Below are 13,615 nucleotides of genomic sequence, written 5' to 3'. Positions count from 1 at the left end.
GCAGGATCCCCTGCCCTACTGATTCTCTTCCGTTGAGCTACACGCAGGTTGGCTAGCCGCGCATCTCTACCCTGAATAGCAATTGTGTTTGTGTTGCTGAAGACGGGGCTGTGGCGCTAATAGTCAGCCAGTAAAGGCCAGGTGCACCATCATTGGTTAAACTAAACCTGAGTTGGCTGGCATCATTCGTGAAGGGCGTATTTGGCACGCTAAAGGTGCCATTTTCCACAGTCCCTGATTCACTGGTAACATTGATGCTGGTGCCATCGGCCAGCACCTGCCCCGCAGTATCGAGAAATCCCACGATAAATTCCCGCCTTTCCCCGGCATCTAAGCTGATATCCGCAATATTAGGGTTAGTGTTTGGCGCAATCTGCGAACCATTGGCTTGTTGTAATGTCAGCACGGCTTCAGAACTGGACATAATCAGCAGGGCCGACGCGCGCAGGCTGATGCTTTGCGCCTGGCTGTCGCAATATTGCTCGGACTGACAGTGCGGACCGTTAAATTTACCGTCGGCTAAATCAAACAAGCCATTACCGTTGTGATCGTCAAACCACTCGCCAACATCGCGCTCGCCGCTTTCGTTGGCATCCAGCCAGGCTTCACTCATATCCACAAAGCCGGTCAGGGTACCATTCTGGTTATCGTCTTTGCCAAAGCCATTGTTGCTAACTGAGGAAATTGCGCTGCCATCCTCATCGTCAAAGTAATTATTGCTGTTTGCATCCCACAAGGTTTCATGGCCGTCGGTATAGGCCAGAATGGTGACTCTGTGATCCGTAGGTATCGGATGCTGGCCTGTCCAGGTGACCGAACAGACACCATTTTGGGTAACGCAGCGCTCTTCTATCTGCCCACCTTCGGTGACAAAGTTCACCGCCGTGCCGTCGGCCACCGGGTTATTGAACAGGTCCGATAGTCTGACTGTCACCTGCGAGGTGGCACCCTGATAACCGGAGGCTTCGACATTATGTACGGTCTTTGCGATGGAAAAACTGTTCTGATCGGCAAGACCAGTATTGATGGTCAGCAAATTGGACTGGGTGGAAACGCTTTTCCCTGCAGCGCTCTGAGTACTGGCCGTTACCCTGACCACTGCAGGGGCAATACCTGCTATCACCCTGGTGCTCACCGTGCCATCACCATTGGTCATCGCGCTGGAAGGTTCTACTTTTACGCCACCTGCCGAGGTGTTCAGGCTGAAGTCAACCTGTTGCTGTGCCAGCGGATTGTCCAGTACGCCCCTGACCTGAAACGTTAAAGTTGAAGTAGAGACATTATTCTGCCCACCCGTACCCTGGATCAGGATTTTATCTGGTGTGGCAGAAACAAAGGTCAGCTTCTCCAGTTCTTCTGCGGCAATATCCACAGACACTGTGGCTTGCAATGTGGTGGTATTGTCGGTCAATGTGGCCGTAATGGTATCGGTGCTGCCATGGGCTCCGGCACAACTGATGTCCTGATAATCGGTACGGGCAATTCCGCCCACCGTGGATACCGAACTGGCCAGGCTGGCGGCGCCGGCCAGAGCACAATCTGAGCTTAAGCCAATCTGCAAAGCCTGATTAACCGCCTTGTTGTCGGCACCTACTACCACCAGAGTCAAACCCAGCGTGCCACCTGCAGATAGCTCCCCGGCCATACTGACACCGATTTCACCCTGAATAAAATTATTGGCTGCATCGAAATGGCCTAGCTTCAGGTCACTTAAATCGGTATCCGTGCCAGGGTTAAACGGGGTACTGCCGTTATCGCCCGAGGTGCCATTGCAAGCGGCCAGGGCCAATCCCAGCGAGACAGTTAACCATCCCTTTAACAGCCAATTTGTCATACTTATTCTGTAGCCTCGCGCAGATACTGAAAAATTTCCCGGGCCGCTTTGGGCGGTTTGTTTTGTTGCTGCTCTTTTTGCGCCTGGCGGCTTAGCTGGCGCAGTTTCTGCCGCTCAAGCGTTGGATAGCGTTCCATGACCTGATCAATAGCCTCATCGCCCCTGGCCACAATATCATCCCGCAACCTTTCCAGCTTATGGAACTGAGCGGTCGCCTGCTGGTGCTTGTTTTCCAGCAAATCAATGGCTTGCTGGATTGGCTCGACGTCACGATTACGCATCAATTTGCCAATAAACTGCAGTTGACGGCGATAACCTTCCTTTTTTCTGTCGATGCGTTTTGCCAGCTTTACGGCGTCGCTTAATTCCTGATCCATGGGGATCTTTTCCAGCGCTGCCGGGCCAAGGCCAACTAACTTTTCCCCCAGTTTTTGCAGGTCCTGCATTTCATTTTTTAACTGGGTTTTACTCTTGGAATCGAATTCCTGATCGTCGTATTCGGTCATCTTGTTGTCTTTAATGATAAACTAGCTATCCAATTGTAACCTTTAGCCCGTTGGAAAACCTAATTCCCATGAATGCACAACAAAGTCTCGCTGAAATCCAGTCGGTTGTCGATGATGTCCTGACTCTGGCCAAAAAGCTTGGGGCCAGTCAGGCCGAAGCCAGTATGAGTAAAGTACAGGGCATTGCCGTTTCCTCACGTATGCAGCAGGTTGAAACTCTGGAGTTTACTAACGACGGTGGTTTAGGGATCAGCGTTTATGTCGGTAGCAAAAAGGGCAGTGCGTCTACTGCAGATCTCAGTCCGGCTGCCCTGCGCTTAACGGTTGAAAAGGCGATTGAGATTGCCCGCTATACCAGTGAAGACCCTTGTTCAGGTCTAGCTGACGCCGAGCTGATAGCGCGGGATTTCCCTGATTTAGATCTTTATCACCCTATCGAGTTAGATGCCGAAGCCGGTATTGCCATGGCCATTCGCGCCGAACAGGCCGCCTTTGCCGCCGATCCGCGCATTAACAACTCTGATGGTGCTTCTTACAATGCCAATCTTGGCGTAAAGGTGTATGGCAACAGCCATGGTATTAACGCGGGCTATCCAAGCAGCAGATACAGTCTCAGCTGTGTTCTGATTGCAGAGCAGGACGGGGATATGCAAAGGGACTATGCCTATAGCGTGAGCCGCGAAGCCCACTGCCTGGACACGCCCGAACAGATAGGCATCGAAGCGGCCAAGGCCACGGTATCCCGCTTGGGCGGGCGCAAAATGAAGACCGCTAAGGTACCGGTGTTATTCCACCGTGAAATTGCTTCCAGTCTGTTTGGTCACTTTGTGTCAGCTATCAGTGGCGGCAGCCTATACCGCAAATCTTCCTTCCTGCTGGATCATTTAGGCAAACAGGTGATGCCTGACTGGCTGCGTATTGAGGAGCGTCCTCTGTTGCTCAAAGGGCTGGCCAGTTCGTCCTTCGATCATGAAGGGGTGCAAACCCGGGATATGGACATTGTTGAACAGGGCATACTGCAGCACTATTTGCTGACCAGTTACTCTGCCCGCAAGCTGGGCATGCAGAGCAATGGTCATGCCGGGGGCATTCATAACTGGCTGGTGCAGTCCTCAGGCCAGGGTTTTGAAGAATTACTGCAGCAGATGGGCAGCGGCCTGCTGGTCACTGAGCTGATGGGCCAGGGAGTGAATATTGTCAATGGTGATTATTCCCGCGGTGCGGCAGGATTCTGGGTAGAGAATGGCCAGATCCAGTATCCGGTTCATGAGGTAACCATTGCCGGCAATCTTAAAGACATGTTGATGGGCATTCAGGCGATTGGCAGCGACACCGAGAAACGTGGTGCAGTACAAATCGGCTCTGTGTTACTGAGCCCTATGCAAGTGGCGGGTGATTGATAAGCTTGTCTGCCCTGGAGCAAGTGGCCAGTTGTCAGTGAACAGGGTTCAGACTGACAACTGGCAGCTACTATCTGATAACTTATCAGGCGTCAACGGCGCCACAGAAGCGATAGCCTTCACCGTGCACAGTCACAATCAATTCTTCTGCGCTAGGCTCTGACTCAAAATGTTTACGGATACGGCGAATGGTCACGTCCACCGTTCTGTCGTTGGGGCGTAGCTCACGACCGGTCATTTCCATAATCAGCTGTTCGCGAGTAAGGATTTTGCCTGGGTGACGCAAGAACAGGTGCAGGGCTCTGAATTCACTGCGAGGCAGGCGGAATTCCTGGCTCTTAGGTGAAATCAGACTGCGGCTGTCACTGTCCAATGTCCAGCCGTTAAAGGACACCTTGCTGGGCAGATCGTCATCTTCACTGCTGTTCAGCGTACGAGTCAGCAGGTTTCTGGCGCGAATGGTCAGTTCTCTGGGATTGAAGGGTTTGGTCAGATAATCATCGGCACCAATTTCCAGGCCCAGAATACGATCTACGTCGTTATCACGGCCGGTCAGGAAGATCAGACCGACATTTTTACGATCCCGCACTTCGCGAGCCAGAATCAGGCCATTTTTACCAGGCAGATTGATATCCATAATTACCAGATTGATGGTATGTTCAGCGAAAATGTTGTGCATTTCCTCGCCGTTTTCAGCTTCAAAAACCTGATAGCCTTCGGCTTCGAACAGACTTTTCAGGGTTGTTCTGGTAACAACCTCGTCTTCGACAATGAGAATATTAGGGGTTTGCATCTTTTAAAGTTCCACGCTTTGTTAGATTTTTGTAAGTTTACCAGATAATAGTCATTCTCATAAGTGGTCTGGGCCAACAGAATTGCGCGCTGGGCTTATTCTGTCTGTTGTTGAGCCCGTATGACCCACATCATCAGCGAAAGTTCACCCGCTTTAATAAGGCAGAGCTAAACTTCAGGCTGGTTTGTTCATACACATCCTGATTGAAGAAAATCTTCATCTTGGATTGTAGCGGGACAATGGCCATCATGCCGCCACGCTGGATAAAGTTAATGGACTCGCCAATAGAGACTGTTTGCTGGTTCACTTTTGCCAGGCGTTCAAAGAGTTCATCACTCTCCATACTTTGGCCGACAAACAGTACCTGACAATCCTGCCCATCTATTTGTGCGGCCTCAGCCAGCTCCACCAGTTTAATCGGTCTTTGTTTCACTTGTTGGTTAGGTGAACTCTGAAACACCTTGGCATGGGCATAGTTCTTATCTTCCAGAAAACAAAAGTTCACCGGCAATTGGCTGTCTTCATCAACAAATTGCGTAAAATTGGCTATGTGCAGCAGGAACGGGGCGCGCAGTTGTTCAGAACTGAAGCCCTGTGAAAATGCAGCCGTTGGCAACAATAGCGCACAAAGCAGCAGTAGTTTGTGAAGTGTCGGCAATCCCTGTCGCATTATGAACTCTTAGCAATATCTGAATGTTCCAGCTTCCTGATCGGGAACAGAATTTGAAATTCAACACCATGACCTTCTTCGCTGGTTACCGTAATGGAACCATTCAGGGCCTGAGTCACCAGGTTGTACACCAGGTGCATACCCAGGCCACTGCCACCCTGACCGCGCTTGGTAGTGACAAAAGGATCAAAGATGCGTTTACACAGATGCTCCGGTATACCTTTACCATTGTCCACATAACGCAGTGACAGTTTGTTGCCACCCTGCAATTCTACCCAGATATCAATCTGGCCTTTTTCCATAAATTCAAATCCATGAATAATGGAGTTCATAATCAAATTGATCATGATTTGGTTGATTGGCCCGGCTTTACTTTCGATGGTCAGCTCCGGGTCGCAATGCAGGACAATTTCGTGAGGCAGCTTTTTCAGTTTGGGGCGCATGGACAGCAGAATTTCGTCCATTAATTGTTTGAAGGCAAACACTCTGGCCGTTTCACTGGTTTGGTCTACAGCGACTTGCTTGAAGCTGGATATTAGCTCTGCAGCACGGTTTAAGTTGCGGTAGATAATGTTGAGATTTTCTTCGCCTTCCTTAAGGAATTTTGCCAGAGCACTGGCCTTGAGATTTTTGTTCTCAAAATCACTCTGCAGTTGGGTCAATCGGTCCAGCATCATGGTGGAAGCGGTGACGCCCAAACCGATTGGGGTGTTAACCTCATGCGCAACCCCTGCCACCATATCACCCAGTGAGGCCATTTTTTCGTTCTGGACGATCTGACGTTGAAACTGATGGAGTTTCTCCAGAGTTTGAATCAGTTCTTTGTTGGCTTCTTTAAGGGCAGTGGTGCGCTGGCTGACCTTTTCCTCCAGGCTCAGGTTAAGCCGACGGTATTCCTCCTCGGCCTGCTCCTGGCGAAGAATATGCTGCTGTATGGTTTCCAGCATGCCGTTAAAGGCATTACCCAGAATATCCAGCTCCTTAAGGCTGGATGAACGGGCCCGGCTGGAATAATCCTTCTGCTGACTAATCTGCTGAACCAGATAAACCAACTCTTCAATGGGATGGGTTACTGAGCGTTGCAACCTCAGAGTCAGCAAAAAGCTCAGGATCAAGGCCAGCATCAGGACCGAAAACGTGATCAGCACGGTGTTCAACGTCAGTTTGTTGAGAGCATCTACCGAGGCGCGAATATAGGTGAAACCAACCCGATCCCCTTCCAGGTTAACCGGCATCATATATTCCAGTGCATCGGCGCTGAAGGTAGGCAGGGCCAGCTCTTCTGTTCTGCCAAACATGGCTCTTACCGGCGCCTGTCCGGTTTTATTGTAACTGGCAAAGAATTCCAGTTCATTGGCCGGGTTGAGTTTGTAGATATGTACGTTGTTGATAAATGCCGCGGCTGAGAGTGCCTGCAAGTTTTGTTCTTCGGTGACATTGTCATTAAACACAATGCCACTGGCAGCATTGGTACTTATCAACTCTGCAAAAGTTTCCACCTCGTTGATCATTTCTTCTTTATAGTTACTGATTTGAACATAGAGGGATATGCTGGATGCCAGAAGCAATGCCGCCGCAGTGATGGACATTACTACCCAGATGAACAGGCTTTTTATCGATAGGACTTTCTTTTGTTGCGCCATGTGCTCTGATTCAGCCCTGAAATATCTTTATCGTTTCTTGATCAAGCTTATCACCATATTGATACAATCTTTTGAAAAATGAAAATAATTACAAGACCGGAAGGGAAAAGATGAGCAATAGCGAACAACAACAAACAACATCCAGGCTATGGCAACTGTACCAAAATACGATTTTTGTTTTATCTGAACGGCCGGTAGAGGCCGAGCAGAGGTGCATTATCACTGCCTGCAACCCCGGCGGCAGTGTGCTGTCAAAAAGCGAAAACACCCTGTTACAGGGGCAATTGGCTGGTCGTCTGAACCGTCAGGGCTTTCGTTGCAGTGAGTTAATTGGTGCAGGCGCAGATCTTAAGCATCAGGAGCCCAGTTATCTGATTGCCTGCAATAAGTTACAAGGCCTGGAACTGGCCAGGCACTTTAAGCAAAACGCACTTTATTGGCTGGATGGTGAGCAGGTGTGGCTGCTACCGGCAATGCTGGAGGGGTACAATGCTGTTGCCCTGGGAAACTTCAGGGCAAGGTGCAGGGGCTGCGAGCAGCCCCTAGTAACGAATTAGCTCGAGTAAAGTCTGTTCGTCCATATTTAACTGGGCGGCCAGGCTTTTCAGGCGCATTCTCTGCCTGACCCGCTCAGCTTCGCTGCTTGGTTGTGTCTGTAAGTCAGTAAAGTCGCTCAGGCAAACACAGACTAACTGCTTGGTGTTGTTGCCCTGTTTGTCTGTTAATTGCGCCTGTTTGTAAATCAGATGCGGACAGGGCTGAGTGCGGGCAGGGTCCTGCAGGCATTGCTCAGGCACTGCCTGCACGCTGAACGCACAAATCAACAGCAGAGCGGTTCTTGTGACAGCCACTGGATCAGCTATCCATCGGCAGACAATGCTGATACAGGGCCTGATAATTCAGTGCCGCGTCATACCAGGTGAATTTTTGCCGCATTGCACGTTTCTGCATTTGTACGAAACGGTCAGGGTATTCATGGTAAAACAGCATGGCCCGACGTACACAGTTTAACAGTGCTGAACTGTCCGGTGCTTCAAACATAAAACCGGTGGCTTGCTCCGGCAGCATTTGCAGGTCCAATACCGTATCTCGCAATCCCCCTACGGCACGAACAATGGGGATAGTGCCATAGGCCAGACTGTACATCTGATTCAATCCGCAGGGTTCAAACAACGACGGCATCAGGAAAAAGTCGCTGCCAGCTTCCAGCAAGTGTGCCATACGGGTACTGAAGTCGTTGCGAAACACCAGCTTGTCGGGAAATTGTGCGGCATTGAACTGTAATACGTCGCTGATCACAGGATCCCCTGTGCCTATAACCAGAATCTGCACATTATGTTGCAATAACTGGTTTAGCACGGGTAGTAAATAACCAAAGCCTTTTTGTTCCGTCAGGCGGCATAGCATGCCAATCAGCGGCACATTGGCCTTCTCCGGCAATCCGGCTTCCTGCTGCAGGGTTTGTTTACACAGGGCTTTGCCCTGCAGCGCCTCACCCGTGTAGTGCGCGGGTAAAAATTTGTCTGAACCAGGATCCCACTGCTGGTAGTCGCAGCCGTTCAGAATACCACTGACATCATTGGCCCGATGTTGAAAATCGTGATAGAGACTGTGGGACCCCAGTGGTGTGAGCAGCTCCCTGGCATAGTTGGGGCTGACCGCATTTATCTTGTCGGCATACTGAATACCCATTTTCAGAAAATTCAGATTACCCTGACTGTCGATTTGTGCCGCCAGTTCCGCATGAGGACGCAAGAAACTGATATCTGCAAACCTGTGTACGCCCTGATAGGCGCCATTGTGAATAGTCAGCAGGGTGCGGCAGCGGGCAAAAAAGCCGCTATCGTCACGCTTGATAAAATACGGGCAAAGCGACGTATGCCAGTCGTTGCAATGTACTACATCGGGCTGAAAATCCATGGCCTGTGCTGTACGCAATGCCGCCATTGAAAAAAAGGCAAACCGCTCGGCATTGTCGCCAAAAGCTTCATAGCCATCGGAATAGAGACCCGCGCGGTGGAAGTAGTCAGGATAATCCACGCAATACACCGGAACGGTTTCCAGTTCCAGTCGCTTGATATTAAAACGGTACTCTTTGTCGCCTGCGCGCAGAAGCTGTTCGTCGGCAACATTGCCAAGTTTGAATTTCTCGGCAAGCTGCTTGTAGTAAGGCTTCACAATGCGTACATCGTGACCAAGCGCCTTCAGGGCAATGGGCAGGGACTTGGCAACATCTGCCAGGCCACCGGTTTTAGCCAGGTCTTCTACTTCAGAAACGACAAAAAGTATTTTCATTCAAATCCAACCCTCATGCCTTTGGCGATCACGGTCAATCCTTCTTCGGTCACGGTCAGGCCGCGGGCCTTGTCCTGCTCTGGATTAACACCTATCTCGGTGCCGGGCGCAATACTCACTCCTTTGTCGGTGATCACCCGATTCAGGTAGCTGCCGGCACCTATATGCGCTCTGCCGAGGATAACGCATTCCTGCAACCTTGAACCAGCCCCCAGGTGCACATTAAAACCTAATACTGAGCGCTCCACCCTGGAACCGACAATTTTACACCCGGAAGAGATCAGCGAATTGAGTATGGTGGAGTGATTGCCTTTCTCATCGGCCAGAATACGCGCGGACGGTACCGGCGGGTGGTAGCTGCGCAATGGCCATTTTTCGTTATTGAGTTCAAATTGTGGTTCACATTCCAGCAGATCCATATGGGCTTCCCAGAACGAATATAAAGTGCCTACATCCCGCCAGTAATGGGTATTGGTTTCACCCTGAATTTTGTTCTGAGTAAAGTCGTAAACCTGTACTTGCTTGTCTTTATACAGCTTGGGAATAATGTCATGGCCAAAATCATGGTTAGAAAGCTTATTTTCTGCATCGGCGTACAGAGATTTATAAAGTACTTTGGCGTCAAACACATAGTTGCCCATAGAGACCAGTGCCATGGCCGGGTTGCCGGGCAGGGGCTTGGGGTGAGTGGGTTTTTCCTCAAAGCCGGTCATACGGAAGTTTTCATCCACTTCGATTACCCCAAAGCGGTGCGCTTCCTCGATGGGCACACGGGTAGCACAAACGGTCAGGGCAGCGCCGCTTTTCTCGTGGTAACGCACCATCTGGCGCACATCCATCTTGTAGATATGGTCGCTGCCGAAGATGCATACGTTGTCTGGATCATGCTGTTCTATCAGTCGAATATTCTGGTAGATAGCGTCGGCAGTGCCTTCATACCAACGTTTACCCATGCGCATCTGCGCAGGAATGGCGTCAATAAAATTGCCGGTTAAGCCTGAAAGATACCAGGCCTGCCGCAGGTGGATATTCAGTGATTGTGATTTGAACTGGGTCAGCAAATAAATTTTCAGCAGGTCGGAATTCACGAAATTATTCAGAACTAAGTCCACCAGGCGTAAGCCACCGGCGAAAGGGACGGCCGGTTTGGTGCGGGTCTGAGTCAGCGGGAATAAGCGGGTGCCGGCACCGCCAGCAAGGATCATTGCAAGAGTTCGAGCCATTTTGTCTCCTGAGACTGAAGGAATTGTGGTGCTTGTGCATGCGCTGTCCACCTGATGACCAGCCCGTCTGCGCGGAGTCAATAGGGGACAAAATGCAGTATAGACAAAGCACGAAGCGGCATCGGACTGGGTTGCTGATCCCGATCAAGGAATATCTGGTTTGGCAATCAAGTATGCCTTGCCACAGGAGAGGGCTCCGTCCATGAGCCATGCTTGCCTGGAAACAGAATTAAATCAGGCGGATTTTCTAAATCGAAGCGGTCGCAGTCTGGCTAACTGGTGTTGTTGCTCGTGAATTTGTTGCAACAGCGCATCGCGCTCCAATTCGTGAAAATATCTGAACTCCGGCTCCTCGCGGATAAGCTCATTGCAAAGGCTTACTCTCACTTCCAGCTCGCAGATGTTCTGTTCAATGGCCACCGCGGTGGCATTCTGGCCAAACCGAATAGGGACAAGAAGTGCATCTGACATATGGATTTCCTCCAAGATAAGGACAGGACCTGCGTCTTGCCACTGTCATTGCAATCAAATTCAATGCCAAAGCAGTCAGAAATGTGGCTGAAAACGCTAAATTGCCCGGCAATCAAGGCCATGCAGCTTAGAACGAGGGCATGACAATTTGATTAACCGGGGATGAAAATCTGGTGAATTGCGTCATATGAGCCGGGCTGGGGCGTGGTCGCACCCGATTGGTGCGACCAGCAACTTACTTGATACAGCGATAAACACGGAATTTTGGAGTGTCGGCCAGCCATTCCACCTTGCCCAGACTTTGCTCCAGCAGTGGTGGATATTTAAGGAAGCTGTTTGCCACCAGGTATAGCGGGGCTTTTGCTGACATCATTGCCGGAATACGGCGGATAAAGTCTTCACTAACCTGGTAATCGGTTTGTAAACCGGTATGAAAAGGTGGGTTGGTATACACTGCGGCAAATGGCCCCTGGATAGCTGCCAGACCATGACTGGCAACCACTTGCGCATTGATACCATTGTCTTTGGCGCTGTGCTCGGCACAATACAGTGCCAGGGCACTGACGTCGGACATCAGGACTTTGGCTTGCGGGTTTAGCTTACCCAGATAGCAGCCAATCACCCCTGCGCCGCAGCCGAAATCTAGCACCTGGCCCGTTGGTACATGGTCAATCTGTTCCAGTAACAAACGGGTGGCTGGATCCAGCTCGCCCTGGCTGAAAACCCCCGGCAGGAAACTGATGGTGAGTTGCTGATTAGCCACCGACAGACTGGTTTTCTTCAGCCATTGGCTTAGGGTAAAGGCTTTGGCGGGTTTGTCTGGAATTGCACCATACAAAGCACAATGGCGGGCAGAATCCAGCTTATTACAATGCTCAGCATAGGCTGCCATTAACTTAGGTGCCGCTTTTACCCCACCTTTATTGTCGCCCACTAACAATAACTGACCGCCCGGCAGCAGACAGTGCACCAGATTGGCAATCAGCATTTGCGCTTGTTCTTTGGCCTTGGGCATGTAGATCACAATGCCATCGAACTTCTGTTCGCAAGGGTGCTCAGCACCGAAATAATGATGTTCCGATTGGCTTATCTGGCAGGCATGTTGGTAGATATCAAAATACTGGTGATAGCCGAATAGCTGTTTATTACCCAGTTCGCGAAATACCTGAGCATCCTGGGGATTGACCAGCAGCCAGCGGCCAGTGGCAAATTGTTCGGCGTTTCTGACCAGTACCTGGCTGGGCGCACTCAACATCAGGCAATCCTCTCAAACATTAAATCCCAAACACCATGACCCAACCTGTGGCCACGCTGTTCAAATTTAGTCAGGGGACGAAAGTCCGGTCTGGGCACATAGTCGCCGCTGCTGGATTGGTTTTGATAGCCTTCGGCCTGGCTCATGACCTCTAGCATATGTTCGGCATAATTCTGCCAGTCTGTGGCCATATGCCAGACACCGCCAATGGCCAGCTTCTGGCGCACTTTCTGAGCAAACTCGGCTTGTACTATGCGGCGCTTATGATGGCGCGCCTTATGCCAGGGGTCAGGAAAATATAACTGCATTCTGGCCAGGCTTGCGTCCGGAATACACTGTGCCAGGACTTCCACTGCGTCATGTTCGAACAGGCGAAGATTGGTCAGGCCTGCAGCTTCTGCATCGGCCAGACAAGCACCTATGCCCGGGCGGTGTACTTCAATACCAATAAAATCTTTATCCGGCTCGGCCGCTGCCATGGCGACCAGTGATTTACCCATGCCAAAACCGATCTCCAGCACCACGGGGGCCTGGCGGCCAAATACCTGGTTAAAATCCAGCATGCCAGTATCCACCGATAAGCCCATGGCCGGCCAGTTGGTCTCGATGGCGCGGGCCTGACCTTTAGTCAGTCGCCCCTCGCGTTTGACAAAGCTGCGAATCTTACGAAGATAAACCCCTTCTTTTTCGGGTTGTGGATTTTGCTGTTCACTCATACTGTTTATCTCTGTTGTCAAAACACATGCCGTCTCGGCGAAAAAAAGGGCGCGTATTATGCCTTGTTGGTTAAAGGATATCCATGTATGACGGTGTTTTTAGATGCGGCTCTGCAAGTGCAGGGACAGGGCCTTTGGCTGTTCCAGCGGCAGCATATGACCAGCGCCGCTGAAAACCTGCATGCTGCTATGTTTTATGGCCTGATGCATAGTCTGCATAGCGCCAAGCGCTGCAACCTCATCGCACTCTGAGGCAATTATATGTACAGGGAATGCCGCTTGCGCCAAATCTTCCGTTAAATCCGGACGGGAAGAAGCTGCGATAAGGTGATACTTAAGTACCGAGCCACCCAAATCCTGCTCCATCTCTCGCACTACCTGCTGTGCAAATTGGTGGTTCGGGCTGTGTGGGTTAACCATCATGGCCAGACGCTGGGCCGACATAGGACGAAACTGCCCCTTATCCAGCGCGCGGATAATCAACTGACGTTGCTGCAGTTCCTGTTGGTTCAGACCAGCCGAACAAAAACCAATCAGGGTCAGGGACGCCACTTGGTCAGGATTCGCCAGGGCAAAGCGGCAGGCAATATAGCCACCCATGGAAAACGCCACCAGATGTACCTTATCACCAGCCACGGCATGCTCGGTTAAACCATCCATTTGCTCCAGGGTTTCGGCCCATTGCAGCGGTATGTAGCGGCGATCCGCTATTGTCATTTCGCGCCAGACCGGCAACCACAAGCGCTCGTCACACTGAGTGCCTGGAAAAAATACAACGGGCAAAGAATGGCTCATGTAATTGCGGTGTT

Annotated in this window: 14 protein-coding genes; 2 read left to right on the top strand and 12 right to left on the bottom strand. The window is 50.8% G+C overall.

The genetic code is table 11. The annotated features are described in order from the left end of the window. Nucleotides 1–52: 52 nt before the first annotated feature. Together CSR04_RS01590 and yjgA are read right to left on the bottom strand one after the other, a co-directional pair. Complete coding sequence (locus tag CSR04_RS01590) at nt 53–1,834, bottom strand: Ig-like domain-containing protein (RefSeq protein WP_102794474.1); 1,782 nt, start codon at nt 1,832–1,834, stop codon at nt 53–55. Nucleotides 1,835–1,836: 2 nt separating this feature from the next. Then, complete coding sequence (gene yjgA / locus CSR04_RS01585; protein ID WP_102794473.1) at nt 1,837–2,340, bottom strand: ribosome biogenesis factor YjgA; 504 nt, start codon at nt 2,338–2,340, stop codon at nt 1,837–1,839. A 68-nt stretch (nt 2,341–2,408) separates the two neighbouring features. On the opposite strand from yjgA, the gene pmbA reads away from it, so the two are divergent. Then, entirely contained in the window at nt 2,409–3,740 is a 1,332-nt protein-coding gene (gene pmbA / locus CSR04_RS01580; protein ID WP_102794472.1) for a metalloprotease PmbA, read from the top strand. Nucleotides 3,741–3,825: 85 nt separating this feature from the next. Here the strand turns inward: pmbA and arcA are convergent, their stop codons facing one another. The 3 genes from arcA to CSR04_RS01565 form a co-directional block, all read right to left on the bottom strand. Continuing rightward, entirely contained in the window at nt 3,826–4,533 is a 708-nt protein-coding gene (gene arcA, locus CSR04_RS01575; protein ID WP_102794471.1) for a two-component system response regulator ArcA, read from the bottom strand. Between the two features lie 133 nt (nt 4,534–4,666). Next, nucleotides 4,667–5,203, bottom strand: coding sequence for a YfiR family protein (locus CSR04_RS01570; protein ID WP_102794470.1), 537 nt, complete (start codon nt 5,201–5,203; stop codon nt 4,667–4,669). Continuing rightward, complete coding sequence (locus CSR04_RS01565) at nt 5,203–6,846, bottom strand: sensor histidine kinase (RefSeq protein ID WP_425427663.1); 1,644 nt, start codon at nt 6,844–6,846, stop codon at nt 5,203–5,205. The genes CSR04_RS01570 and CSR04_RS01565 overlap by 1 nt, the downstream gene beginning before the upstream one ends. Nucleotides 6,847–6,956: 110 nt before the next feature. On the opposite strand from CSR04_RS01565, the gene CSR04_RS01560 reads away from it, so the two are divergent. Next, nucleotides 6,957–7,403, top strand: coding sequence for a DUF3293 domain-containing protein (locus CSR04_RS01560; protein WP_102794468.1), 447 nt, complete (start codon nt 6,957–6,959; stop codon nt 7,401–7,403). Here CSR04_RS01560 and CSR04_RS01555 read toward each other — a convergent pair. The 7 genes from CSR04_RS01555 to CSR04_RS01525 form a co-directional block, all read right to left on the bottom strand. Continuing rightward, nucleotides 7,389–7,697, bottom strand: a complete 309-nt coding sequence (locus CSR04_RS01555) for a hypothetical protein (RefSeq protein ID WP_102794467.1) — start codon at nt 7,695–7,697, stop codon at nt 7,389–7,391. The two genes, CSR04_RS01560 and CSR04_RS01555, sit on opposite strands and share 15 nt — an antisense overlap. A 4-nt stretch (nt 7,698–7,701) precedes the next feature. Next, nucleotides 7,702–9,141, bottom strand: coding sequence for a glycogen synthase GlgA (glgA, locus tag CSR04_RS01550; RefSeq protein WP_102794466.1), 1,440 nt, complete (start codon nt 9,139–9,141; stop codon nt 7,702–7,704). Beyond that, a complete protein-coding gene (glgC, locus tag CSR04_RS01545) occupies nt 9,138–10,364 on the bottom strand; it encodes a glucose-1-phosphate adenylyltransferase (RefSeq protein ID WP_102794465.1) in 1,227 nt (408 codons plus the stop codon). The genes glgA and glgC overlap by 4 nt, the downstream gene beginning before the upstream one ends. A 234-nt stretch (nt 10,365–10,598) precedes the next feature. Beyond that, nucleotides 10,599–10,835 (bottom strand): hypothetical protein, encoded by a 237-nt coding sequence (locus tag CSR04_RS01540; RefSeq protein WP_102794464.1) that lies wholly within the window; start codon nt 10,833–10,835, stop codon nt 10,599–10,601. Nucleotides 10,836–11,070: 235 nt separating this feature from the next. Further along, nucleotides 11,071–12,090 carry a methyltransferase gene (locus CSR04_RS01535; RefSeq protein WP_102794463.1) on the bottom strand — a complete coding sequence of 340 codons (1,020 nt, stop codon included), beginning with the start codon at nt 12,088–12,090 and terminating at the stop codon, nt 11,071–11,073. Further along, entirely contained in the window at nt 12,090–12,806 is a 717-nt protein-coding gene (gene trmB, locus CSR04_RS01530) for a tRNA (guanosine(46)-N7)-methyltransferase TrmB (protein ID WP_102794462.1), read from the bottom strand. The genes CSR04_RS01535 and trmB overlap by 1 nt, the downstream gene beginning before the upstream one ends. A gap of 99 nt (nt 12,807–12,905) precedes the next feature. Continuing rightward, the gene (locus CSR04_RS01525) at nt 12,906–13,601 is read right to left on the bottom strand and encodes an alpha/beta fold hydrolase (protein WP_102794461.1); all 696 of its coding nucleotides are present in this window, start codon (nt 13,599–13,601) and stop codon (nt 12,906–12,908) included. Nucleotides 13,602–13,615: the final 14 nt, after the last annotated feature.

The organism is Bowmanella denitrificans, assembly GCF_002887595.1.
GTDB lineage: Bacteria > Pseudomonadota > Gammaproteobacteria > Enterobacterales > Alteromonadaceae > Bowmanella > Bowmanella denitrificans.
The sequence above is the reverse complement of the archived record's forward strand: the minus strand, read 5'-3'. Positions and strand labels throughout refer to the sequence as shown.

What these genes read in the sequence shown, in the direction of transcription:
- trmB (WP_102794462.1), bottom strand. Translation starts at nt 12,806, where the DNA reads ATGAGTGAACAGCAAAATCCACAACCCGAAAAAGAAGGGGTTTATCTT.
- CSR04_RS01570 (WP_102794470.1), bottom strand. Translation starts at nt 5,203, where the DNA reads ATGCGACAGGGATTGCCGACACTTCACAAACTACTGCTGCTTTGTGCG.
- CSR04_RS01590 (WP_102794474.1), bottom strand. Translation starts at nt 1,834, where the DNA reads ATGACAAATTGGCTGTTAAAGGGATGGTTAACTGTCTCGCTGGGATTG.
- pmbA (WP_102794472.1), top strand. Translation starts at nt 2,409, where the DNA reads ATGAATGCACAACAAAGTCTCGCTGAAATCCAGTCGGTTGTCGATGAT.
- CSR04_RS01540 (WP_102794464.1), bottom strand. Translation starts at nt 10,835, where the DNA reads ATGTCAGATGCACTTCTTGTCCCTATTCGGTTTGGCCAGAATGCCACC.
- glgA (WP_102794466.1), bottom strand. Translation starts at nt 9,141, where the DNA reads ATGAAAATACTTTTTGTCGTTTCTGAAGTAGAAGACCTGGCTAAAACC.
- CSR04_RS01565 (WP_425427663.1), bottom strand. Translation starts at nt 6,846, where the DNA reads ATGGCGCAACAAAAGAAAGTCCTATCGATAAAAAGCCTGTTCATCTGG.
- CSR04_RS01535 (WP_102794463.1), bottom strand. Translation starts at nt 12,090, where the DNA reads ATGTTGAGTGCGCCCAGCCAGGTACTGGTCAGAAACGCCGAACAATTT.
- yjgA (WP_102794473.1), bottom strand. Translation starts at nt 2,340, where the DNA reads ATGACCGAATACGACGATCAGGAATTCGATTCCAAGAGTAAAACCCAG.
- CSR04_RS01560 (WP_102794468.1), top strand. Translation starts at nt 6,957, where the DNA reads ATGAGCAATAGCGAACAACAACAAACAACATCCAGGCTATGGCAACTG.
- CSR04_RS01525 (WP_102794461.1), bottom strand. Translation starts at nt 13,601, where the DNA reads ATGAGCCATTCTTTGCCCGTTGTATTTTTTCCAGGCACTCAGTGTGAC.
- arcA (WP_102794471.1), bottom strand. Translation starts at nt 4,533, where the DNA reads ATGCAAACCCCTAATATTCTCATTGTCGAAGACGAGGTTGTTACCAGA.
- glgC (WP_102794465.1), bottom strand. Translation starts at nt 10,364, where the DNA reads ATGGCTCGAACTCTTGCAATGATCCTTGCTGGCGGTGCCGGCACCCGC.